General features: G+C 60.6%; 14 protein-coding genes. 9 read left to right on the top strand and 5 right to left on the bottom strand.

Annotated elements, in window-relative coordinates:
* Position 1: 1 nt before the first annotated feature.
* Positions 2-1,141, bottom strand: coding sequence for a polysaccharide export protein (locus ET34_RS0107450; protein ID WP_031520823.1), 1,140 nt, complete (start codon positions 1,139-1,141; stop codon positions 2-4).
* 740 nt (positions 1,142-1,881) lie between these two features.
* On the opposite strand from ET34_RS0107450, the gene ET34_RS0107445 reads away from it, so the two are divergent.
* On the top strand, positions 1,882-3,462 hold the full coding sequence (locus ET34_RS0107445) for a TerC family protein (protein ID WP_031520821.1): 1,581 nt from the start codon (positions 1,882-1,884) through the stop codon (positions 3,460-3,462).
* Between the two features lie 565 nt (positions 3,463-4,027).
* Here ET34_RS0107445 and asmA read toward each other — a convergent pair.
* From asmA to udk, 3 genes are all read right to left on the bottom strand, one after another.
* Positions 4,028-5,875 carry an outer membrane assembly protein AsmA gene (asmA, locus tag ET34_RS0107440; protein WP_031520819.1) on the bottom strand — a complete coding sequence of 616 codons (1,848 nt, stop codon included), beginning with the start codon at positions 5,873-5,875 and terminating at the stop codon, positions 4,028-4,030.
* A 26-nt stretch (positions 5,876-5,901) separates the two neighbouring features.
* Positions 5,902-6,483 carry a dCTP deaminase gene (dcd, locus tag ET34_RS0107435; protein WP_031520817.1) on the bottom strand — a complete coding sequence of 194 codons (582 nt, stop codon included), beginning with the start codon at positions 6,481-6,483 and terminating at the stop codon, positions 5,902-5,904.
* 149 nt (positions 6,484-6,632) lie between these two features.
* Complete coding sequence (gene udk, locus ET34_RS0107430) at positions 6,633-7,274, bottom strand: uridine kinase (RefSeq protein WP_031520815.1); 642 nt, start codon at positions 7,272-7,274, stop codon at positions 6,633-6,635.
* 349 nt (positions 7,275-7,623) lie between these two features.
* On the opposite strand from udk, the gene ET34_RS0107425 reads away from it, so the two are divergent.
* The gene (locus ET34_RS0107425; RefSeq protein ID WP_031520813.1) at positions 7,624-10,950 is read left to right on the top strand and encodes a diguanylate cyclase; all 3,327 of its coding nucleotides are present in this window, start codon (positions 7,624-7,626) and stop codon (positions 10,948-10,950) included.
* On the opposite strand, the gene alkA is transcribed toward ET34_RS0107425, so the two are convergent.
* A complete protein-coding gene (alkA, locus tag ET34_RS0107420; protein WP_031520811.1) occupies positions 10,943-11,788 on the bottom strand; it encodes a DNA-3-methyladenine glycosylase 2 in 846 nt (281 codons plus the stop codon). The genes ET34_RS0107425 and alkA overlap by 8 nt on opposite strands.
* Positions 11,789-11,920: 132 nt before the next feature.
* Between alkA and yegD the strand changes: the two genes are divergently transcribed.
* From yegD to baeR, 7 genes are all read left to right on the top strand, one after another.
* Positions 11,921-13,273 carry a molecular chaperone gene (yegD, locus tag ET34_RS0107415; RefSeq protein ID WP_031520809.1) on the top strand — a complete coding sequence of 451 codons (1,353 nt, stop codon included), beginning with the start codon at positions 11,921-11,923 and terminating at the stop codon, positions 13,271-13,273.
* A gap of 697 nt (positions 13,274-13,970) precedes the next feature.
* Positions 13,971-15,206, top strand: a complete 1,236-nt coding sequence (locus ET34_RS0107410; RefSeq protein WP_031520808.1) for an MdtA/MuxA family multidrug efflux RND transporter periplasmic adaptor subunit — start codon at positions 13,971-13,973, stop codon at positions 15,204-15,206.
* Positions 15,206-18,328, top strand: a complete 3,123-nt coding sequence (locus ET34_RS0107405) for an MdtB/MuxB family multidrug efflux RND transporter permease subunit (protein ID WP_031520806.1) — start codon at positions 15,206-15,208, stop codon at positions 18,326-18,328. Before ET34_RS0107410 ends, ET34_RS0107405 begins: the two co-directional genes overlap by 1 nt.
* Positions 18,329-21,418, top strand: a complete 3,090-nt coding sequence (gene mdtC, locus ET34_RS0107400) for a multidrug efflux RND transporter permease subunit MdtC (RefSeq protein ID WP_031520804.1) — start codon at positions 18,329-18,331, stop codon at positions 21,416-21,418.
* Between the two features lie 2 nt (positions 21,419-21,420).
* Positions 21,421-22,836 carry a multidrug transporter subunit MdtD gene (mdtD, locus tag ET34_RS0107395; protein ID WP_031520803.1) on the top strand — a complete coding sequence of 472 codons (1,416 nt, stop codon included), beginning with the start codon at positions 21,421-21,423 and terminating at the stop codon, positions 22,834-22,836.
* A complete protein-coding gene (baeS, locus tag ET34_RS0107390) occupies positions 22,833-24,236 on the top strand; it encodes an envelope stress sensor histidine kinase BaeS (RefSeq protein WP_031520801.1) in 1,404 nt (467 codons plus the stop codon). Before mdtD ends, baeS begins: the two co-directional genes overlap by 4 nt.
* Entirely contained in the window at positions 24,233-24,955 is a 723-nt protein-coding gene (gene baeR / locus ET34_RS0107385; protein ID WP_031520800.1) for an envelope stress response regulator BaeR, read from the top strand. Before baeS ends, baeR begins: the two co-directional genes overlap by 4 nt.
* Positions 24,956-24,971: the final 16 nt, after the last annotated feature.

Below are 24,971 nucleotides of genomic sequence, written 5' to 3'. Positions count from 1 at the left end.
GTTACCAGTTGTGAACATCGCTTGCTGTATCCGTCATATAACGAACACCGCTGATGGTTGGCAGCAGCTGGCTGACCAGACGGTTCCAGCGCGCGACCGGTGCGGTGGTGACATACACCACGTCATACGGTTGCAGCCTGAAGTTGGTGGCCATAATCAGCGAGGTCGCATCAGACATATCAAGCTGGTAGATGCTGGCAATCTTGCCGTCGCGGCTCTGTTCCGGACGCAGCGGACGGATCACGAAGATGCCGCTGGCGTTGGAGGTGGTCATATCCAGCCCTTCCGCCTGGCCCAGTGCTTCGGTCAGGGTCATGCCGCTGAAGTCCATTTTGAGGGTGCTCTGTTTCTTCACTTCACCCATCACGAAGACTTTCAGATCGTCATTGCGCGGTACGAACAGGATGTCGCCCGGATAGAGCAGACGGTTCTGGCTGAGATCGCCATTCTGCATCAGCGCCTGCAGGGAAATACGCTGCTCGCGGCCTTTGTGCGTCAGCACGACGTTGCGCCAGTCGGCATTTTCCGTCAGCCCGCCCGCGGCGTTAATCGCATCCAGCACCGTCAGCGGCACGTTGGTGATCGCCTGCTGGCCCGACTTATTCACCTGGCCTGAGACATAGGCTTTCTGTGAGCGGAACGCGGCGATATTGACGTCGACCTGAGGGTCATTGATGTATTGCGCGAGGCGGCCGGTGATTTCCGTGCGGATCTCGGCGAGGGTTTTACCCACGACGTGCACTTTACCGATGTAGGGATAGAACATGGTGCCGTCGGACTGCACCCAGTTACCGGTGTCGCTGGAGCTACGGTACTGCCCCGCCGGCGTCGTCAGCTCCGGGTGGTCCCATACGGTGACGCTGATAACGTCGCCGGGACCGACACGGTACTGATAGTTGTTAATTTCCTGCTCAAGGCTGGCGTTCGGCTGAGCGAAGTTAGGACGCGGTTTTAATTGTTCGATGAGTCGGGGGGTCAAAGGATAAACGTTCACCATCCGATCCAGATCAAAATTGGCATCCTGCTGCTTGATCACATCCTTGCCTAGCGTGGACATATTGCTTCCCGGAAACACGGTACATCCACTCATCAAGGTTACAGATACCAATAATGGCATCAATTTTAGTTTGGATTTCATCATTGAATATTTATCACTTTGGCAGAGTAATTATCCTGAGGACTTAAATAAACGTACGACAATAACTTGCGTGTCAAGAATGCAGTCATCAGAGCCCAAATATAACTGGAATCTGTCCTAAAATACGCTTATTTACCGCTATCATATTGACAGAATAATCGAGGCTTATTGGCAGGTATTCAGGCACGCTACCGCCCTTGGCTTTCAGTTACCAATCCACTGCATAAACAAAAGGTTAAATAGTTCTTTAACAGCAGAATAGCTGCATTAGAGAATTATCTTATTACCCGTAAAATTAACGTAAACGTCATCTTTGGTACATTTTCAGCTTAACGCTCGCTCGAATCCCGCAAAGCAATCATTAAGACTGATTGGATTGTTACAGCTAACGTATACGCAGGCAAGGCGGCATAAACCCTTAAATAGCATTTTAAGATTAATATGAAGCGCGCATTTTGTCGTATTTAGGATTAACCTGAGGTTGACAATATTGCAGGTGAAAACTATGGCTTTGACTATTATTTTGCAGTGTCAGAACATTTACCTGATAAGCACGGAGTATTCTTATTGGCAGCAGCGATAAAAAAGGAGCAATAAAGTTGCGCGCCGGGAATATATAATGTGGCGATTATTGCTCATTATTCGGTCAGCGCTATAAAAGCGGACTAAAATTGATTTTTATGAAGATGTTATCCATGATCCCCCTCATGCCCCATTTTTACTAACGCAGGAAACCACGCCTTATGGAATGGATTGCCGATCCCTCAATCTGGGCCGGTCTCGTCACGCTGGTAGTGATTGAACTGGTGCTCGGAATCGATAACCTGGTGTTTATCGCCATCCTCGCAGAGAAGCTGCCGCGCGAGCAGCGCGACCGGGCGCGCGTCACCGGCCTCATCCTGGCGATGCTGATGCGGCTGGTGCTGCTGGCTTCCATCTCCTGGCTGGTGACGTTGACCAGCCCGCTGTTTACCGTCTCGGACCTGAGCTTCTCGGCTCGCGACCTGATTATGCTGTTGGGCGGGCTATTCCTGCTGTTTAAAGCCACGGTCGAACTCAACGAGCGGCTGGAGGGCAAAGACAGTGACAACCCCACCCAGCGGCGCGGCGCAAAATTCTGGGCGGTGGTCGCGCAAATCGTGGTGCTGGATGCGGTGTTCTCCCTCGACTCGGTGATCACGGCGGTGGGCATGGTGGATCACCTGCCGGTGATGATGGCTGCAGTAGTGATTGCCATCTCGGTGATGCTGCTCGCCAGCAAAGCCCTCACCCGCTTCGTGAACAGCCATCCCACCATCGTTATTCTCTGCCTGAGCTTCCTGCTGATGATCGGCTTTAGCCTGGTGGCGGACGGGTTTGGCTTCCACATCCCCAAAGGCTACCTGTACGCCGCCATCGGTTTCTCGGTGATGATCGAAGCCCTGAACCAGCTGGCGATTTTCAATCGCCGCCGTTTCCTGCTCTCGGCTAACCAGACGCTGCGCCAGCGCACCACCGAAGCGGTTATGCGCCTGCTGAGCGGTAAAAAGGAAGATGCCGACCTGGATGTGGAAACCGCCTCCATGCTGGCAGACCACAACGACCAGGCGATTTTCAACCCGCAAGAGCGGCTGATGATCGAGCGCGTACTGAATCTTAACCAGCGCACGGTGAGCAGCATCATGACTTCGCGTCACGATATTGAGCACATCAACCTGAACGATGACGAGGCGCACATTCGCGCGCTGCTGGATAAAAACCAGCATACCCGGCTGGTGGTAACCGGCGGGGATGACGATTTACTCGGCGTGGTGCACATTCTCGACCTGCTTGAGCAGTCGCTGCACGGCGAGCCGCTGGATCTGCGCCCGCTGATCCGCCAGCCGCTGGTGTTCCCGGAAGGGCTGCCGCTGCTGGGCGCGCTGGAGCAGTTCCGTAACGCCCGCACCCACTTTGCCTTTGTGGTGGATGAGTTCGGTTCGGTGGAGGGGGTCGTGACGCTGAGCGACGTGATGGAAACCATCGCCGGTAACCTGCCGAATGAAGTGGCGGAGATCGACGCCCGGCACGATATTCAGAAAAACGCCGACGGCAGCTGGACCGCCAACGGGCATATGCCGCTGGAAGATCTGGTGCAGCACGTGCCGCTACCGCTGGACGAGAAGCGGGAGTACCACACCATCGCCGGGCTACTGATGGAGTATCTGCAGCGTATCCCGACGCCGGGCGAAGAGGTGCAGGTCGGGGACTTTATCCTTAAAACGCTCGACGTTGAGAGCCACCGGGTGCAGAAGGTCCAGATCGTTCCGCTCGTCGCCGACGACGCGCTGGATTATGAGGTGTGAGTGTTTGTAGGGTGGGTAAGCGTGGTGCGCCCACCGTTTAGCGACGTACCAATAATCGTAGGGTGGGTAAGCGTAGCGCACCCACCTTTAACGTGCACCCACCGTTTTGGCATGAGGTCTATGTGATTGCGGCAAAGGTTCCGTTCACCGTGGCACCGCGTTCACATGCAAACACCGCCCCTCGTGAACGGGTGAAGGGGGCTCGCCGCCGCCCCCTTCACCATCCCGGCTCCCGGCTAAAAAACCGGCCCTGCGGGCTGCCCTTGCCTCCGGCGTTTCGCTTCCGGTCGGGCGCGATACCCCATCCCGGGGCTCACGCCCTCTGGCGGTTCCCGACCGCCAGCCCGGACTCAACGCCTCCGGCGCGGCGGTTTTGATGCCGGATGGGGCCACCCCTCCAGCATGGGTAATTTGATTTTGTGGTGGGTGCGCTACGCTTACCCACCCTACACGTATCTCCAACACGTAGGGTGGGTAAACGGAGTGCACCCACCGTTTACTGCGCAGCCGCTTTCACCATAAAAAAACGCCCCTTACGGGGCGTTTTTCATGTCAGCATCGTGGCTCAGAGTTTATCTATCAGCTCTTTCACGTCTTTGCTTTTTTCGTTGTTCTTGTGCCGGTCAGCCCACTCGTTGAGACGGCGCTTCGCTTCGTCCTGCAGCTGTTTACGCAGCACCTGATCCACTTCCAGACTGTAACTCAGCTGCTGCCACGGGCCGTAAACCCGCAGCGGTACCGCCGTTTTTTTCAGGCGCGCAATCAAATCGCTGTCGCCCTTCCAGCCATCGGTGACGCGCACGTTGAAGCGGGTATCGCACTGCTCTTTCACCAGATCCAACAGGCCGTTGCCCTCCAGCGCCAGCATGGCGGACTCGCCTTTCATCTGATCCAGACGCAGCTGACCGTTATTCAGCCGCGCACTGGCGGAGAGGCTGGCCAACGAGGTGGCGTTGTCGTAATTCTGCTGCGCGCTGACGTTGCTGCTGCTGCGCTCAACCGCCTGCTGCACCAGCTGCTGGAAGTTGAGCCCTTCCATGCGGCTGTTGGCCATCTCAATCGTGGCTTCACCGCGCCAGCCGTCGCGAAACGCCTCAGCATCAATGCGATCGCCCGCGAAATCACCGCGCAGGGAGAATGCCCCGGTGAGCGCAATGGGATAATTGAAGGCCTTCAGCACCGAGCCGATTTCAATATTATCGATGGCCGGACGGAAAGCGGCTGATGGCTGCGCGCTGCGCGCATCAAGCTTGCCGGGAAGCGATAAACGACCGTTGCCCAGAACGCCATCAAGCGTGCCGATCTCCAGCAGCCCGGCGTTGTTTTTCATGACGGCATTTACCTGGGTGAAATCCAGCCCGCGCCAGCGCACGCTGTTGGCTTGCAGCCGGGCATCGGCAATAAACCCGCGCAGCATCTGGTAATCATCATGTTCGGCTTCGGCGGAGATCACCGGCCGCGCCCGCACCGGCATCGCCTGCTGACCTTTCTGAGCCGGCGTAGTGCCTGCCGCCGCATCGGATGCCAGCAGATTCTCAAGGTTGAGTTTGTCGAAGCGTAAATCCAGCATCCAGCGCGGCGTATCGCCCAGCACCACGCTGCCCTCGCCTTTCAGCGCGCTGTCATTGGCGGTCAGCGCCAGATTGCTGAAGGAGAGTTTTTTCACCGGCTCCTGCCACAGCGCCTGAAGGCTTGCCTGACCGCTGATGCCGTCCTGCGGCAGACCGGCACCGCGCAGCTGCCAGCCGAGCTGTGAAATGTCGGCGGTGAGGCGCTGCGGGTAGTCGCTGCGGTCGAGACTGGCGCTCATCGCCAGCGTCAGATCGCGCTGATCCCGGGTGATGCGCCCGCTCAGCTCAATACTGGCCTGCCGCTTATCGTTCTGCTCCATATCAATATTGATATTGCGCACCGTGACCTGCTCGTCGCCTTCGTGCTGGAACACCAGCAGACTGTCGGCGACTTTCAGGCGCGCAATATCAAATGACCAGCGGGGATCGGTGTCCTGATGGGGAACGGTATCGCGCGGGCCGACCGGCGCATTTTCCGGACGGCGCGCTTCACTTTGCGGGGTAAGCTGGATTACGGCCCCTTTGAGCATCACCTGCTGCACCTGAAGCTGGTGAGAGAGCAGCGGCCAGAGCGCCACGTCAAGGCGCATGTTGTCGGCGCTGACCAGCGCATCGGTGGCACCGGGCGCGGTCAGTGACATACGGCCGGACAAAATGCTGAGCTGGGGCCAGACGTGCCAGCGTAGCGGGCCATCAAGCTTCAGCTGATAGCCGCTGCGCGCCTCCACCTCCCGCACCATATAGGCGCGGAAATCGTTCGGATTCACCAACATCACCAACGCGGACAGGCCGGCAACCAGTACGACCAGCAAAATCATCAGCGTGGTTAAAAGTCGTCTCATGGCATCCTCAGAGTGGGGGCAGACAATCAGTCTTTATCGATACGGCTGGCAACCGCGCCCTGCTGGTCGCGATACTTCGCGTCTTCACGGCGGTTATAGGGGCGTGCCGCCGGGCCGGAGAGCGGTTCAAAGCTTAACGCGCCAATCAGCATACCCGGGCGCAGCGCCAGCGGCAGCTTACCGGAGTTATAAAACTCCAGCACGATGCAGCCCTGCCAGCCCGGATCGATACGGTGCGCGGTGACGTGGACCATCAGGCCAAGACGCGCCAGGGACGAACGTCCGTCAAGCCAGCCCACCAGATCAGCAGGCAGCGTCACCGACTCAAAGGTAACGGCCAGCGCCAGTTCTCCGGGATGCAGGAAAAAGGCCTCGCCTTCATCCAGCACGATTTCATCGCTCATCACGCGATCGAGCGCGGCGCTCACTTCCGCTTTCGGGCCGCTTAAGTCGATAAACGGCGCGGTATGCCCGCTAAAGGTACGGAATTTATTGCCCAGCCGCACGTCCACGGTGGCACCATTGATACGCTCAACCGGCGGGCGCGGGGTAATCGCCAGACGACCATCATCAAGCCAGGCTTCAATATCGCGGTCACATAGACGCATCGCACTTTCTCCTTACGTGCTTCTTGGCTGTTGCGAAGAAGAGGGTGACGGCAAACGGATAACGCGCCGTCAGTTTTACCGTTGCGGAAGGTGTGAACGCCGCAGCGATCGGCAACGCTCCTTCCTCAACGGTACACAATCTACCGAATTTATTCAAAAAACTGGCTGATTTTCGCTTTCAGAATATCAATCGCGATACGGTTTTTGCCACCGCGCGGCACGATGATATCGGCGTACTGCTTGGAAGGGTCGATAAACTGCAGGAACATCGGGCGTACGGTTTTCTGATACTGGCTCATTACGGAATCCATCGAGCGCCCACGCTCGTTGACGTCACGCTTGATGCGGCGCATCAGGCAGATGTCGAGCGGCGTATCAACGAAGATAGAGAAGCTCAACTCCTGGCGCAGGCGCGCGTCGGTCAGTAACAGAATGCCTTCGAGGATAATGACTTTCTTCGGCTTGATGTGAATTGTTTCTTTGGTGCGGGTGTGTTCAACGTAACTGTAAACCGGCAATTCAATCGGGCTGCCCTGCTTGAGCGTCTGCAGATGCTGGAACAGAAGATTGTGATCCATTGCGTTCGGATGGTCGTAGTTCGTTTTAACCCGCTCTTCCATCGACAGATGACTCTGATCCTTGTAATAGCTGTCTTCTGGAATGACACCAATGTGTTCATCACCGACCTGTTCACGTAATTCACGGTAGAGCGTGCTGGCGATAAGACTTTTACCTGAAGCCGATGCGCCGGCGATGCCGATGATGACGCATTGATGAGACTTGTCAGTCATAAATAAGCGACCTGGTTGTAGCAAGAGTTAAGGAAGGGTGACGCGGGTGCGTCTGACGCGGCGATTATAGGGATTTCCGCCTGCTGATACCAGCCGAAGTGCCTGCAGAGTGATGAATTCTCGCGCCGTTACGCAAAACCAGGTTAAGCCCAGGTGTACGATTTTGCTCAACATTTCCGCAGCTGGGAAGATTCCAGGGGGGGTTGCGCAAAATATAGTGAAGCGGTGGTAAATTATGGGTGGGCGGAATAGGAATTGAAAATCGTTTGTACTAGCATAGCCCAAACCCATTAATTTTATGCATCCGGGGCTCACTCTCGGCAGCACAGCCTTTGCGGATCCCGTGGTAATGAACAGACAGAAAGCGCGCGTTTTAGCCCCCGTTCCCCATCCTGTCTTGCGGGTAGTGAGTTTAGGTTTACTGGCCTTTGCCTTCACCCTGTTTTCGCTGGAGCTGACGCTGTTCGGCAATATGCTGGCCCCGCTCTGGTTCCCTACCGCCGTGATGATGGTGGCGTTCTTCCGCCATCCCGGCCGCCTGTGGCCCGGCATTGCGCTGGCCTGCACCCTCGGCAACGTCGCCGCCACGCTGGCGCTGTTCCCCCCGGAAAAGCTGAACCTGCTGTTCGCCTTACTCAACGCGCTGGAAGCGGCGATCGGCGCGCTGCTGCTGCGCCGCCTGCTGCCCCAGTACAACCCGCTGCAGAATCTCAATAACTGGCTGCGGCTGGCGCTGGGGGGCGCCATCGTTCCGCCGCTGATCGGCGGCCTGCTGCTAATGGCGCTGAACGATGAAGGTGATTCGCTGCGTACCTTCTTTATGTGGGTGCTGTCGGAATCCATCGGTGCACTGGCGTTAATCCCGCTGGGGCTGCTGTTTAAGTCGCACTATCTGCTGCGTCACCGCAACCCGCGGCTGCTGCTGGAGTCGCTGCTGACGCTGATCGCCACTCTCGCCCTGAGCTGGGTAGCGCTGCATTATCTGCCGTGGCCGTTCACCTTTATTATCGTCCTGCTGATGTGGAGCGCGATCCGCCTACCGCGTCTCGAAGCCTTTGCCGTGTTCCTCGCCACCGTGATGGTGGTCTCCATGATCATGGCGGCGAACCCGGAGCTGCTGGATATTCCCCATCCCGCCATGACCTTCAACGCCCCCTGGCTGCCGTTCCTGATGATCCTGTTGCCCGCCAACGTGATGACTATGGTGATGTACGCTTTCCGCGAAGAGCGCAAGCACATCGGCGAAAGCGAGGCGCGCTTTCGTAACGCGATGGAATACTCCGCCATCGGTATGTCGCTGGTGTCGAACGAAGGGCAGTTCCTGCAGGCCAACAAAGCGCTGTGCAACTTGCTGGGCTATAGCCAGGAGCAGCTGCACCGCCTGACGTTTCAGCAGCTGACCTGGCCGGAAGATTTGCAAAAGGATCTGGAGCAGCTCGATCAGCTGCGTGCCGGTATTATCAACAGCTATTCGATGGAGAAGCGCTACTACACCAGTCGCGGCGACGTGGTCTGGGCGCTGCTGGCGGTGTCGGTGGTGCGTCACACCGACGGCACCCCGCTCTATTTCATTGCGCAAATTGAAGACATCACCGACCTGAAGCAGACCGAGTGGATGAACAAGCGGCTGATGGAGCGCATTACCCTCGCCAACGAGGCGGGCGGCATCGGCATCTGGGAGTGGGATCTCGGCCCGGATACCCTGAACTGGGATAAGCGCATGTTCGAGCTGTACGACATCTCACCGGACGTGCGCCCGACCTACCAGTTGTGGAAGGAGCGGCTGGTCAGCGAGGATATTCCCCAGGCCGAAGCGGTGATTAATGAAGCCCTGCGGGCGCGGCTGCCGTTCAAGCTGGAGTTTCGCATTAAGGTCAACGGCGGCATTCGTCATATCCGCGCCCTCGCCAACCGGGTGGTGAACAAGCAGGGTGACGTCGAGCGTCTGCTCGGCATTAATATGGACATGACCGAGGTAAAACAGCTCAACGAAGCGCTGTTCCAGGAGAAAGAGCGGCTGCATATCACCCTCGACTCCATCGGCGAGGCGGTGATCTGTACCGACGTCGACATGAAGGTCAACTTTATGAACCCGGTGGCCGAGAAGATGAGCGGCTGGCAGCAGGATCGTGCCATTGGCCAGCATGTCTTATCGGTACTGCGCATCACCTTCGGGGATAACGGCCCGCCGATGGAAAATATCCATAGTGGAGACGTCTCGCGCTCCGCCATTGAGCAGGACGTGGTGCTGCACTGCCGCAACGGTGGCAGTTACGACATTCACTACAGCATTACCCCGCTCAGCACCCTCGAAGGCCACAATATCGGCTTTGTGCTGGTAATTCAGGACGTTACCGAATCGCGTAAAATGCTGCGCCAGCTCAGCTACAGCGCTTCACATGATGGCCTGACGCATCTGGCGAACCGCGTCAGCTTTGAAAATCACCTCAAGCGCCTGCTGCTGAACGTGGGCGAAACCCGCCAGCAGCATGCGCTGGTGTTTATCGATCTCGACCGCTTTAAGGCGGTGAATGACAGCGCCGGACACGCTGCCGGGGATGCGCTGCTGCGCGAGCTGGCGTCTCTGATGCTCAGCATGCTGCGTACCAGCGACGTGCTGGCGCGTCTGGGTGGCGACGAGTTTGGTCTGCTGCTGCCCGACTGCAACCTTGAGAGCGCACGCACCATCTCCGCCAGATTGATTCAGGCTATCAATGATTACCACTTCAGCTGGGATAACCGCACCCATCGTATCGGTGCCAGCGCCGGGATCACCCTGATTGATGAGCACAACAATCAGGCCTCGGAGGTGATGTCCCAGGCGGATATTGCCTGCTATGCCTCAAAGAATAATGGTCGCGGCGTGGTCACGGTCTACGAGCCGCAACAGGGGCTGCATCCGGCACGCGCCCATATGCCACCCGAAGAGCAGTGGCGCATGATCAACGATAACCCGATGGCGATGCTGGCCCGCGCCGTGGCCTCCCCGAAAGTGCCGGAGGCCGCCACCTTCTATACCCTGACGCTGAAATTCTGGACCAGTACCGGTGATGTGATGGAAGAGAAAGCGTTCCGCGCCACCCTCGGTGAAAATGACCTGATGCTGGCGCTCGATCGTCGGGTTTTCAGCGAATTTTTCAGTACGTGGAGTACGCCGGTGGCACAGAAAGGCTTCGGTATCGCCCTGCCGCTCTCCACGGCGGGGCTGGCCTCGGAGAGTTTTATCGACGAACTGGCCGCCATGCTGGCTGGCAGCACCCTGCCCGCCCGCCTGCTGCATATTCTGGTGCCGGCGGAAGCGCTGCACCGTGAGGATGATGCCCCGCGCCGCCATCTGCGTCGGCTGCGTGAGGCCGGCTGCCAGCTGGTGCTCCATCAGACCGGACGCGATCTGGAAGTTTTCAATCTGCTCAGCCACGACATGGTCGATTACGTGATGCTCAATCCCGAACTGGTAAGCTGGGTACACACTAACCTGATGGACGAGATGATGGTTACTATCATCCACGGCCACGCCCAGCGCCTCGGTCTGAAAAGCATTGCCGGCCCGGCTAACCAGCCGCAGGTGATGGATACGCTCTCCGGGATCGGCATCGATCTCATCTATGGCGACACTATCGCCCCGCAGCAGCCGCTCGATCTGCTGCTCAACAACAGCTACTTCGCGATTAATTAACCGGCTGCCAGCCTGAGCTGTACCAGATGTGCAGCAAAGCATAGGCCCGCCACGGCTGCCAGCGCGTCGCATAGCGACGAATGGTGGCCGGGGTCATGCCGGCGAAACGCTGCTTGATGGCATAATCATCCGGCAGGAACACGTCCGGTGCCTGCCAGCCGCGCATCGCATAGTAGTTTGCCGTCCAGCGCCCAATCCCCGGCCAGGTCATCAGCGCTTTTACCCCCAGCTCGACGTTTTCAGGGCGCACCAGCGGAAAGGTTCCCGCGACGCAGCCCTGCGCCAGGGTAACAATCGCCTGCGCGCGCTGGAGCGGAATGCCGATAGTTTTTACCGTTTCCGGTGCCAGCCGCGCCAGCGTGGCGGCATCCGGAAACAGCAGCCAGCCATCGTGGCCCGCGCAGGGGGTGCCAAAGGCCGCGGCGAGCTTGCCGGTCAGCTTCGCCGCCAGCGCCACGCTCACCAGCTGCCCGAGGATGGCGCGGATCGCCTGTTCAAAACTGTCCACGCAGCCCGGCAGCCGCAGGCCCGGACGCGCCGCCGCCAGTTCGCCCAGCGTGGCCAGCATTGCGGTGGGGTCGAGCCGGAGATCCAGCAGCTGCTCCACCTTCGCCAGCGCCAGATTCGCAACCGGCAGCAGCCCATCGCTCAAAGTCACCACCAGCGCCGGTTTCTCTGCATGCGGCGTGACGGTGATAATCCCCTGATGCCCGTCCAGCGCCAGGCTGCGGCTGTAATGGTTCTCTCCGACCTGTTCAATACCTGTTACTGCACGATCGCGTAAAAAACCGAGGATCCACGGCCAGTCGTATGGCGGGGTATAAGGCAAGATGTACATGGCGTCTCCCTGGTTATTCTGTTCCAGCTTAGCGGCAACCTGCTGATACTGCCCCACTTTTATATTCCATTTGCCGCCGTCGCGACATTTCGCTAAAGTCGCCCCCCTTTCTTCACCGGCATGGGGATGATGATGTTTATTGGTTTTGATTACGGCACCGCCAACTGTTCGGTCGCGGTCATGGAAAACGGCGCGCCGCGCCTGCTGCGTCTGGAAAATGAGTCCACCCTGTTGCCGTCGATGCTGGGTGCGCCAACCCGTGAAGCGGTGAGCGAGTGGCTGCACCGCCACCACGCCGTGCCCACCGGCAACGAGGAGAACGCCGCGCTGCTGCGCCGGGCAATGAATCTCAATCGCGATGAAGATATCGAGGTCACCCCGGCAAGCGTGCAGTTTGGTCTGAGCGCGCTGGGGCAGTATGTCGAGGACCCGCAAGAGGTCTGGTTCGTTAAGTCACCCAAATCCTTTCTCGGCGCCACCGGCCTCAAACCGCAGCAGGTCGCGCTATTTGAAGATCTGGTATGCGCCATGATGCTGCACATTCGCCAGACCGCGCAGCAGCAGGTCAGCGATGAGATTAGTCAGGCGGTGATTGGTCGCCCGATCAACTTCCAGGGTCTCGGCGGTGAAGAGGCCAACGTCCAGGCACAGGGAATTCTGGAGCGCGCCGCGCACCGTGCCGGATTCAAAGATGTGGTGTTTCAGTTTGAACCGGTGGCGGCGGGGCTGGATTTCGAAGCCACGCTGCGCGACGAGAAACGCGTGCTGGTTGTGGATATCGGCGGCGGCACCACCGACTGCTCACTGCTGCTGATGGGGCCGCAGTGGCGCGCTAAGGCCGATCGCGCGGCCAGCCTGCTCGGCCACAGCGGCTGCCGTATCGGCGGTAACGACCTGGATATCGCCGTGGCGTTTAAGCAGTTTATGCCGGAGCTGGGCATGGGCGGCCAGACGGAGAAAGGCATCGCCCTGCCGGCCCTGCCGTGGTGGAACGCGGTGGCGATCAACGATGTTCCGGCCCAGAGCGAGTTTTACAGCACCGCGACGGGGCGTCTGCTGGCGAGCTTAATCCGCGATGCCCGCGAGCCGGAGCGCGTGGCGCTGCTGCAAAAAGTATGGCGCGAACGCCTGAGCTACCGCCTGGTGCGTGAAGCGGAAGAGGTTAAAATCGCGCTGTCGAATACCGCCCGCACCGTATCGGCACTGCCGTTTATTCGCAGCGATCTCGATGTGGAAGTGACGCAGCAGGCGCTGGAACTGGCCCTGGCGCAGCCGCTGGCCCGGGTGCTGGAGCAGGTGACGCTGGCGCTGGGCTCGGCGAGCGAAAAACCGGATGTCATCTATCTGACCGGCGGCAGCGCCCGCTCTCCGCTGATCAAAGCCGCGCTGGCGCAGCTGCTGCCGGATACGCCGATTGCAGGCGGCGATGATTTCGGCTCGGTCACCGCCGGGCTGGCGCGCTGGGCTGAGGTGATGTTCCGCTAACGAGGTGGTGGTGGTGGGTATGTAGGGTGGGTAAACGGAGTGCACCCACCTTTAACGTGCATCCGCCGTTTGTGGTGTGCGGTCTATGTGATTGCGGTGAGGGTTCCGTTCACCGAGGCACCGCGCTTACATGGGAATGCTGGGCACGTGAACGGGTGAAGGGGGCTCGCCGCCGCCCCCTTCACCATCCCGGCTCCCGGCCACTAAAACCGGCCCTGCGGGCTGCCCTTGCCTCCGGCGTTTCGCTCCCGGTCGGGCGCGATACCCCATCCCGGGGCTCGCGCCCTCTGGCGGTTCCCGACCGCCAGCCCGGACTCAACGCCTGCGGCGCGGCGGTTTTGATGCCGGATGGGTCCACGCTTCAACTCCTGCTTTCTGCTGTTATGGTGGGTGCGCGTTGCTTACCCACCCTACGGGATGGCAGTAGTTGTAGGGTGGGTAAGCGCAGCGCACCCACCGTTTAGCGACGTACCATTAGTTGTAGGGTGGGTAAACGCAGTGCACCCACCGTTTACCGCATCCCCCCCTTACCCTGCCTCATTCAGACGAATCTCGACGTTGTTTCATATTTCCTCCATCTTTCTACCCGCAGGGATTACTACACTTAGCTGATTATGCCGCCCGGCTCACGCTGTGCAGCCGGCAGCCCGACGGGTTATCATCCCCGCTAATGTTATGGAAGAGAAAATCACGCCATATGAAAGGTATGCAGAAATCCCGGTGGGTCATGCTCGCGGGTGTTGTTGTTCTGATTATTGCCGCCGTTGCCTGGTGGCGTTATAGCACCTCTACCGAAGGCACACCGCAGGCCCAGGGCAGCGCTGCCCGCGCGGGCGCGGAAGGTCGTCGCGGCATGCGCGGTGCCATGCTGGCCCCGGTGCAGGCAGCCACGGCACGCAGCGAATCGGTTCCCCGCTATCTGACCGGGCTTGGCACTGTGACCGCCGCTAACACCGTCACGGTGCGCAGCCGCGTTGATGGCCAGCTACTGGCGCTGCATTTCGAAGAAGGGCAGCAGGTTAAAGCCGGCGATCTGCTGGCCGAGATCGACCCGAGCCAGTTTAAGGTGGCCCTTGCCCAGGCGCAGGGCCAGCTGGCGCGCGACCAGGCGACGCTGGCTAATGCGAAGCGCGATCTGGCCCGCTACCAGCAGCTGGTGAAAACCAATCTCGTTTCCCGTCAGGAGCTGGACACCCAGCAGGCGCTGGTAGCGGAATCCGCTGGCACCATCAAAGCCGATCAGGCCGCGGTGGCGAGCGCCCAACTACAGCTGGACTGGAGCCGCATCACCGCCCCTATCGATGGCCGCGTGGGCTTAAAACAGGTGGACGTCGGCAATCAGATCTCCAGCGGCGATACCGCCGGGATTGTGGTGCTGACCCAGACGCACCCGATTGATCTGGTGTTTACCCTGCCGGAGAGCGAGATCCCGACGGTGATGCAGGCGCGCAAAAACGGCACCCTCAGCGTCGAGGCCTGGGATCGCACCAACAAACGGAAAATCACCACCGGCACGCTGCTGAGCCTCGATAACCAGATCGACAGCACCACCGGCACCATCAAGCTGAAAGCGCGTTTTAACAATGAAGATGACGTGCTGTTCCCTAACCAGTTCGTCAATGCCCGTATGCTGGTGGATACCCAGCACAACGCGGTCGTGATCCCCGCCGCCGCCTTGCAGATGGGTAACGAAGGTAATTTCGTCTGGGTACTCAACAGTGAGAATAAAGTAAGTAAGCACCTCGTGACGCCGGGCATCCAGAACAGCCAGACCGTGGTGATTGATGCCGGGCTCTCAGCGGGCGATCGCGTGGTGACCGACGGTATCGACCGCCTCACCGAGGGCGCCAGCGTGGAGGTGGTGGAAGCCCAGAGCGCTGACGCCGCGCCAGCGGCTAACACCCGCGCCGGTTCTCAGGGAGCGCGTTCCTGATGCAGGTATTACCGCCCAGCGCCACCGGCGGCCCGTCACGCCTGTTTATCATGCGTCCGGTGGCGACCACGCTGCTGATGATCGCCATTCTGCTGGCCGGGATTATCGGCTACCGCTTCCTGCCGGTGTCGGCGCTGCCGGAGGTGGACTACCCGACCATTCAGGTGATTACCCTCTATCCGGGTGCCAGCCCGGACGTGGTAACGTCAGCCATCACCGCCCCGCTGGAGCGCCAGTTCGGCCAGATGTCCGGCCTGAAGCAGATGTCCTCCCAGAGCGCCGGCGGTGCCTCGGTGGTGACGCTGCAGTTCCAGCTCACCCTGCCGCTGGACGTGGCGGAGCAGGAAGTGCAGGCGGCGATCAATGCCGCCACCAATCTGCTGCCTTCCGACCTGCCCAATCCTCCGGTCTATAACAAAGTGAACCCGGCCGATCCGCCGGTGATGACCCTCGCCGTCACCTCCTCTGCCCTGCCGATGACCCAGGTAGAAGATATGGTTGAGACCCGCGTGGCGCAGAAGATCTCGCAGGTCAACGGCGTCGGGCTGGTTACGCTCTCCGGCGGCCAGCGCCCGGCGGTGCGCGTGAAGCTCAACGCCCCGGCACTTGCCGCCCTCGGGCTGACCAGTGAAACCGTGCGCACCGCCATCACCAGCGCCAACGTGAACTCCGCCAAAGGCAGCCTTGACGGCCCGACCCGCGCCATCACCCTCTCCGCTAACGACCAGATGCAGTCGGCAGAGGAGTACCGCAACCTGATTATCGGCTATCAGAACGGGGCGGCGATCCGTCTCGGTGATGTGGCGACTATTGAACAGGGGGCGGAAAACAGCTGGCTGGGTGCCTGGGCGAATAAAGAGCAGGCCATCGTGATGAACGTCCAGCGTCAGCCGGGGGCCAACATCATCGATACCGCCGACAGCATCCGCAAACTGCTGCCGTCGCTCACCGAAAGCCTGCCTAAGTCGGTGGAGGTAAAACTCCTGACCGACCGCACCACCAATATTCGCGCCTCGGTGAGCGATACCCAGCACGAACTGATTCTGGCGATTGCACTGGTGGTGATGATTATTTACTTGTTCCTGCGCAACGTGCCGGCGACCATCATTCCCGCCGTGGCGGTGCCGCTGTCGCTGATCGGCACCTTTGCGGTGATGGTGTTTCTCGACTTCTCGATCAATAATCTGACGCTGATGGCCCTGACCATTGCCACCGGCTTCGTGGTGGACGACGCCATCGTGGTGATCGAGAACATCTCGCGCTACATCGAAAAGGGCGAAAAACCGCTGGCGGCAGCGCTGAAGGGCGCAGGCGAGATCGGCTTTACCATTATCTCCCTCACCTTCTCACTGATTGCCGTGCTGATCCCGCTGCTGTTTATGGGCGATATCGTGGGCCGTCTGTTCCGCGAGTTCGCCGTGACGCTGGCGGTGGCGATACTGATCTCGGCCATCGTCTCGCTCACCCTGACGCCGATGATGTGCGCCCGCATGCTGAGCCATGAATCCCTGCGCAAGCAGAACCGCTTCTCACGTGCCTCGGAGCGCTTCTTCGAGCGGGTGATTGCCGGCTACGGCGTGCTGTTAAAGCGCGTGCTGAACCATCCGTGGCTGACCCTCGGGGTGGCGCTTGGCACGATGGCATTAACCGTCCTGCTGTGGGTATTGATCCCGAAAGGTTTCTTCCCGGTACAGGACAACGGCATTATTCAGGGCACTTTACAGGCACCGCAGTCGGCCTCGTTCGCCAGCATGGCCCAGCGCCAGCGTCAGGTTTCCGACCTGATCATGAAAGATCCGGCGGTGGAGAGCATGACGGCGTTTGTCGGCGTGGACGGCACTAACCCGTCGCTCAACAGCAGCCGGTTGCAGATCAACCTGAAAGCGCTTGATGCGCGCGATGACCGGGTGCCGGAAATCATTGAGCGCTTACAGCGTGAGGTCGCAGCGGTGCCGGGCGTCGCGCTCTACCTGCAGCCGACCCAGGATCTCACCATTGATACCACGGTGAGCCGTACCCAGTATCAGTTCACGCTTCAGGCACCTTCGCTGGAGGCACTCAGCACCTGGGTGCCGACCCTGATGAACGAACTGAAGACCCGCCCGGAGCTGCTGGACGTCAGCAGCGACTGGCAGGACAAAGGGCTGGTGGCGTATGTGAAAGTGGACCGCGACAGCGCCAGCCGGCTCGGCATCACCATGAGCGATGTGGACAACGCGCTGTATAACGCTTTCGGCCAGCGGCTGATCTCCACCATTTATACCCAGGCGAACCAGTACCGCGTGGTGCTGGAGCACAATACCGAGGCGACGCCGGGCCTCGATGCGCTGGATAATATTCGCCTCACCAGCAGCGACGGCGGCGTGGTGCCGCTCAGCGCGGTGGCGAAGGTTGAGCAACGCTTCGGGCCGCTGACGATCAACCACCTCGACCAGTTCCCGTCCACCACCATCTCGTTTAACGTGCAGGACGGCTACTCGCTGGGCGAAGCGGTGCAGGCCATCACCGACACCGAACAGGCGCTGAACTTCCCGACCGATATCACCACCGCGTTCCAGGGCAGCACCCTCGCCTTCCAGGCGGCGCTCGGCAGCACGGTGTGGCTGATTGTCTCCGCGATTGTGGCGATGTACATTGTGCTCGGCGTGCTGTACGAGAGCTTTATTCACCCGGTCACCATTCTCTCGACCCTGCCGTCGGCGGGAGTGGGTGCGCTGCTGGCCCTGATGGTTGCCGGGGCGGAGCTGGACGTTATCGCCATCATCGGCATCATTCTGCTCATCGGCATCGTCAAGAAAAACGCCATCATGATGATCGACTTCGCGCTGGCCGCCGAACGCGAGCAGGGCATGACGCCGTATGAGGCGATCTATCAGGCCTGTCTGCTGCGCTTCCGCCCTATCCTGATGACTACCCTGGCCGCCCTGCTGGGGGCGCTACCGCTGATGCTCTCGACCGGGGTCGGTGCAGAGCTGCGCCGCCCGCTGGGTATTGGCATGGTGGGCGGGCTGCTGGTCAGCCAGGTGCTGACGCTGTTCACAACGCCGGTGATTTACCTGCTGTTTGACCGCCTGGCGCTGGCGGTGCGCCGCCGTTTCCCGACCCGTGAAGAGGAGGCGTAAGTGAAGTTTTACGCCCTGTTCATTCACCGCCCGGTGGCGACGATCCTGCTGTCGGTAGCCATCACCCTGTGCGGCGTGCTCGGCTTCCGGCTGCTGCCGGTGGCCCCGCTGCCGCAGGTGGATTTCCCGGTGATCATGGTGAGCGCCTCCCTGCCCGGCGCGTCGCCGGAAACCATGGCGTCATCGGTGGCAACCCCGCTGGAGCGTGCGCTCGGTCGCATCGCCGGGGTCAATGAGATGACCTCCTCCAGCTCGCTCGGCAGCACGCGCATCATTTTGCAGTTTGATTTCAGCCGCGACATCAACGGTGCGGCGCGCGACGTGCAGGCAGCGATCAACGCGTCGCAGAGCCTGTTGCCGAGCGGGATGCCGTCGCGCCCGACCTACCGCAAGGCTAACCCGTCGGATTCGCCGATCATGATCCTGACGCTGACCTCGGATACGTACTCTCAGGGTAAGCTCTACGATTTCGCGTCCACTCAACTGGCGCAGACCATTGCCCAGATTGACGGCGTTGGCGACGTGGATGTCGGCGGCAGCTCGCTGCCCGCGATCCGCGTCGGGCTGAACCCGCAGGCGCTGTTTAACCAGGGCGTGTCGCTGGATGCGGTGCGGGAAGCCATCAGCAATGCCAACGTGCGCCGTCCGCAGGGCGCGGTGGAGGACGACACCCGCCGCTGGCAGTTGCAGACCAACGACGAGCTGAAAACCGCCGATGAGTATCAGCCGCTGGTTATTCACTACAACAACGGCGCGGCGGTGCGTCTGGGCGACGTGGCGACGGTGACCGACTCGGTGCAGGACGTGCGTAACGCCGGGATGACCAACGCAAAGCCGGCCATTTTGCTGATGATCCGCAAGCTGCCGGAAGCCAACATCATTCAGACCGTGGACAGCATCCGCGCCCGGCTGCCGGAGCTGCAGGAGACCATCCCCGCCGCCATTGATCTGCAAATCGCCCAGGACCGCTCGCCCACCATTCGCGCCTCGCTGGCGGAGGTGGAGCACTCGCTGATTATCTCGGTGGTGCTGGTGATCCTGGTGGTATTTCTGTTCCTGCGATCCGGTCGCGCCACCTTTATCCCTGCGGTGGCGGTGCCGGTATCCCTGATTGGCACCTTCGCCGCTATGTACCTGTGCGGCTTCAGCCTGAATAACCTGTCGCTGATGGCGCTGACCATCGCCACCGGGTTTGTGGTGGATGACGCCATCGTGGTGCTGGAGAACATCGCCCGCCATATTGAGGCGGGGATGAAACCGCTGCAGGCGGCGTTACAGGGGGTGCGGGAAGTTGGCTTTACCGTGCTGTCGATGAGCGTCTCGCTGGTGGCGGTGTTTATGCCGCTGCTGCTGATGGGCGGCCTGCCGGGCAGGCTGTTCCGGGAGTTTGCCGTCACGCTCTCGGTGGCGATCGGTATCTCGATGGTGGTCTCCCTGACGCTGACGCCGATGATGTGCGGCTGGCTGCTGAAGCGCACCAGGCCGCATACTCCGACGCGCTCGCGCGGCATCGGCCGTCTCTGGACCGCGCTCAATCAGGGTTACGCCCGCTCGCTCGGCTGGGTGCTGGATCACGCCCGGCTGGTGGGCGTGGTGTTTCTTGCCACTATCGCCTTGAACGTCTGGCTCTACATCGCCATTCCGAAAACCTTCTTCCCGGAGCAGGACACCGGCGTGCTGATGGGCGGCATTCAGGCCGATCAGAGCATCTCGTTCCAGGCGATGCGCGGCAAGCTGGAAGATTTCATGAAGATCATCCGCGACGATCCGGCAGTGGATAACGTCACCGGCTTCACCGGCGGCTCGCGGGTCAACAGCGGGATGATGTTTATCACCCTGAAAGCGCGGGACCAGCGCAACGAGTCGGCGCAGCAGATCATTGACCGGCTGCGCAAGAAGCTTGCCAGTGAGCCGGGCGCTAACCTGTTCCTGATGGCGGTACAGGACATTCGCGTCGGCGGACGCCAGTCCAACGCCAGCTACCAGTACACGCTATTGTCGGACGATCTCAGCGCCCTGCGCGAGTGGGAGCCGAAGATCCGTAGCGCGCTGGCGAAGCTGCCGACGCTGGCCGACGTTAACTCCGATCAGCAGGATAACGGCGCGGAGATGAACCTGGTCTATGACCGGGAGAGCATGGCGCGGCTCGGCATCAGCGTGCAGGACGCTAACGGCCTGCTGAATAACGCCTTCGGCCAGCGCCAGATCTCCACCATCTACGAGGCGATGAACCAGTACAAAGTGGTGATGGAGGTTGACCCGCGCTATACCCAGGATATCAGCGCGCTGGAGAAAATGTTTGTCATCAACGACGAGGGTAAACCGATCCCGCTGTCGTACTTCGCGAAATGGCAGCCGGCCAACGCGCCGCTGTCGGTCAACCATCAGGGGCTGTCGGCCTCCTCTACCATCGCGTTTAACCTGCCCACCGGGGTCTCGCTCTCCCAGGCGAGCGCCGATATCGACCGCGCCATGACGCAGCTTGGCGTGCCGTCATCGGTACGCGGCAGCTTCGCCGGCACCGCGCAGATCTTCCAGGAAACTCTCGATTCACAGGTGATCCTGATTATCGCCGCCATCGCCACGGTCTACATCGTGCTTGGCATACTCTATGAAAGCTACGTGCATCCGTTGACCATTCTCTCTACTCTGCCCTCGGCGGGTGTCGGGGCGCTGCTGGCGCTGGAGCTGTTTGATGCGCCCTTCAGCCTTATCGCGCTGATTGGCATCATGCTATTAATAGGTATCGTGAAGAAGAACGCCATTATGATGGTGGATTTCGCGCTGGAGGCGGAGCGCCGGGGCGGTATGACGCCGCGCGAGGCGATCTATCAGGCCTGCCTGCTGCGTTTCCGGCCGATCATGATGACCACGCTGGCGGCGATATTCGGCGCGTTGCCGCTAGTGATATCCAGTGGCGACGGGGCGGAACTGCGTCAGCCGCTGGGTATCACCATTGTCGGCGGGCTGGTGATGAGCCAGCTGTTGACGCTGTACACCACGCCGGTGATCTATCTCTTCTTCGATAAGCTGCGGCTGCGCTTCGCACGCCGCCCCCGACAGGAACAGACCGTATCGGCGAGTGAATAGCGATGAATGATTTACCCGACAATGTGCGCTGGCAGCTGTGGATCGTCGCCTTTGGCTTCTTTATGCAGGCGCTGGATACCACCATTGTCAATACTGCCCTGCCCTCAATGGCGGAAAGCCTCGGGGCCAGTCCGCTGCATATGCATATGGTGATCGTTGCCTACGTGCTGACGGTGGCGGTGATGCTGCCCGCCAGCGGCTGGCTGGCGGATCGCGTTGGCGTGCGCAACATCTTCTTCACCGCCATCGTGCTGTTTACCCTCGGTTCACTGTTCTGCGCCAGCGCCTCTACCCTGAATCAGCTGGTGGCGGCGCGCGTGGTGCAGGGCATCGGCGGCGCAATGATGGTGCCGGTCGGACGGCTGACGGTGATGAAAATCGTGCCACGGGCGCAGTACATGGCGGCGATGACCTTTGTCACCCTGCCAGGCCAGGTCGGGCCGCTGCTTGGTCCGGCGCTCGGCGGGCTGCTGGTGGAGTACGCCACCTGGCACTGGATTTTCCTGATCAATCTGCCGGTGGGCATCGCCGGGGCCATCGCCACGCTATGGCTGATGCCCAACTACACCATGCAGACCCGCCGTTTCGACCTCTCCGGGTTCGCCCTGCTGGCGCTGGGCATGGCGGCGCTGACCCTGACGCTGGACGGCTATAAAAGCCTCGGCCTGACGCCGCTAACGCTGACTGCGCTGGCAATCGGCGGCGTACTCGCGCTGCTGGGTTATCTCTGGCACGCGCGCGGCAACCCCAATGCGCTGTTCAGCCTGCGCCTGTTTGCCAACCGCCGCTTTTCGCTGGCGCTGTTCGGCAGTCTGTGCGGGCGTATCGGCAGCGGTATGCTCCCATTCATGACACCGGTATTCCTGCAAATTGGCCTCGGCTTCTCGCCGTTCCACGCCGGGCTGATGATGATCCCGATGGTGCTCGGCAGCATGGGCATGAAGCGCATCGTGGTGCAGGTAGTGAACCGCTTCGGCTACCGCCACGTGCTGGTGGTTTCCACGCTCGGCCTTGCGCTGGTGAGCCTGCTGTTTATGGGCGTGGCGCTGATGGGCTGGTTCTGGCTGCTGCCGGTGGTGCTGGTGGCGCAGGGGATGATCAACTCGGTGCGCTTCTCGGCCATGAACACCCTGACGCTGAAAGATCTCTCTGACGAGATGGCCAGCAGCGGCAACAGTCTGCTGTCGATGGTGATGCAGCTTTCGATGAGTATCGGCGTTACCGTAGCGGGCCTGCTGCTCGGCATGTTTGGCCACCAGCATATCCAGACGGCGAGCGACGACGTCCACCATATCTTCTTCTACACCTATATCTGCATGGCCCTGATTATCGCCCTGCCCGCGCTGATTTTTGCCCGGGTCGCGAAGGAGCGCAGCCAAAACGTCGCCATCCCGCGTCGTACAAGGAGTCATAAATGAAATTCTGGCGCCCCGGCATCACCGGAAAGCTGTTCCTTGCCATCTTCGCCACCTGCCTGGTGCTGCTGGTGACCATGCACTGGGCGGTACGGCTGAGCTTTGAGCATGGTTTTATCGACTACATTAAGCGCGGCAACGAGCAGCGCCTGCAGGGGTTGAGCGATGCCCTGAGCGAGCAGTATGCCCTGCACGGCGACTGGCGTTTTCTGCGTAACAACGACCGCTTTGTCTTTCAGATCCTGCGCTCGCTGGAGCACGACGGGGATGAAGATCGCCCCGGCCCCGGTATGCCGCCCCACGGCTGGCGCACCCAGTTCTGGGTGGTGGATGAGCGCGGCGCGGTGCTGGTTGGCCCGCGCTCCCCGGTGCCGCCGGACGGCATGCGCCGCCAGATTAAGGTCGATGGTCAGCAGGTCGGGGAAGTGATCGCCTCGCCGGTAGAGCGCCTGACCCGCAATACCGATATTAACTTCGACCGCCAGCAGCGGCGCACCAGCTGGCTGATCGTCGGGCTGGCAACCCTGCTGGCGGCGCTGGCCACTTTCCCGCTGGCGCGCGGGCTGCTCTCTCCGGTGAAGCGGCTGGTGGAGGGCACCCACAAGCTCGCCGCCGGGGATTTCACCACCCGCGTCACGCCGTCCGGGGAAGATGAACTGGGCAAGCTGGCCCAGGATTTCAACCAGCTCGCCAGCACGCTGGAGAAGAACCAGACCATGCGCCGGGCGTTTATGGCGGATATCTCCCACGAGCTGCGTACGCCGCTGGCGGTGCTGCGCGGCGAGCTGGAAGCGATTCAGGACGGCGTGCGTAAATTCACCCCGGAGTCGGTCGCTTCGCTGCAGGCCGAAGTGGGTACCCTGACCAAGCTGGTGGACGATCTGCATCAGCTGTCGATGTCCGACGAAGGCGCGCTGGCTTATCAGAAAGCGCCAGTGGATATCATCACCCTGATTGAAATGGCGGCGGGCGCGTTCCGGGAGCGATTCAACGGCCGAGGCCTGCAATTGCGGCTCTCCCTGCCCGATCGCGCCACGGTATTTGGCGACCGCGATCGCCTGATGCAGCTGTTCAACAACCTGCTGGAAAACAGCCTGCGCTACACCGACGCCGGCGGGGAGTTACTTATTACCGGCGAGCTGAGCGCCCGCAGCCTGGCGCTGCACTTTTCCGACACCGCACCGGGGGTCAATGACGAGCAACTGACGATGCTGTTTGAGCGCTTCTACCGTGCCGAAGGCTCGCGTAACCGCGCCAGCGGTGGCTCCGGGCTTGGGCTTGCCATCTGCCAGAACATTGTCGCCGCGCACAACGGCACGCTGAGCGCCAGCCATTCGCCATCCGGCGGATTACGCGTTACAGTTGACCTTCCTCTGGATCCTGACTTACCGAGAGACGCATGACCGGCTTAATCCTTGATGAAAACGCCCCACGCATTCTTATCGTAGAAGATGAACCCAAACTGGGGCAGCTGCTGATCGACTATCTGCATGCGGCAAGCTACAACCCGACGCTGATAAGCCACGGCGACAAGGTGCTGCCTTACGTGCGCCAGACGCCGCCGGATCTTATCCTGCTGGACCTGATGCTGCCGGGCACCGACGGGCTGACGCTATGCCGGGAGATCCGCCGCTTTTCCGACGTTCCGATTGTGATGGTAACGGCGAAAATTGAGGAGATTGACCGCCTGCTGGGGCTGGAAATTGGTGCCGATGACTACATCTGCAAGCCCTACAGCCCGCGTGAGGTGGTGGCGCGGGTGAAAACTATCCTGCGCCGCTGCAAACCGCAGCGCGAGGTGCAGGCGCTGGATGCGCAGAGTCCGCTGATCATTGACGAAGGCCGCTTCCAGGCCAGCTGGCAGGACAAACTGCTGGATCTCACCCCGGCGGAGTTCCGCCTGCTGAAAACCCTCTCTCACGAGCCGGGCAAGGTGTTTTCCCGCGAGCAGCTGCTGAACCATCTCTACGATGACTACCGCGTGGTCACCGACCGCACCATCGACAGCCACATCAAAAACCTGCGCCGCAAGCTTGAAGCGCTCGACGCCGAACAGTCGTTTATTCGTGCCGTCTATGGCGTCGGCTATCGCTGGGAAGCGGACGCCTGCCGCCTGGGGTAGCCGCGCGGGTTATGAG

The organism is Siccibacter colletis (assembly GCF_000696575.1).
In the GTDB taxonomy this organism is placed as follows: Bacteria; Pseudomonadota; Gammaproteobacteria; order Enterobacterales; family Enterobacteriaceae; genus Siccibacter; species Siccibacter colletis.
The sequence above is the reverse complement of the archived record's forward strand: the minus strand, read 5'-3'. Positions and strand labels throughout refer to the sequence as shown.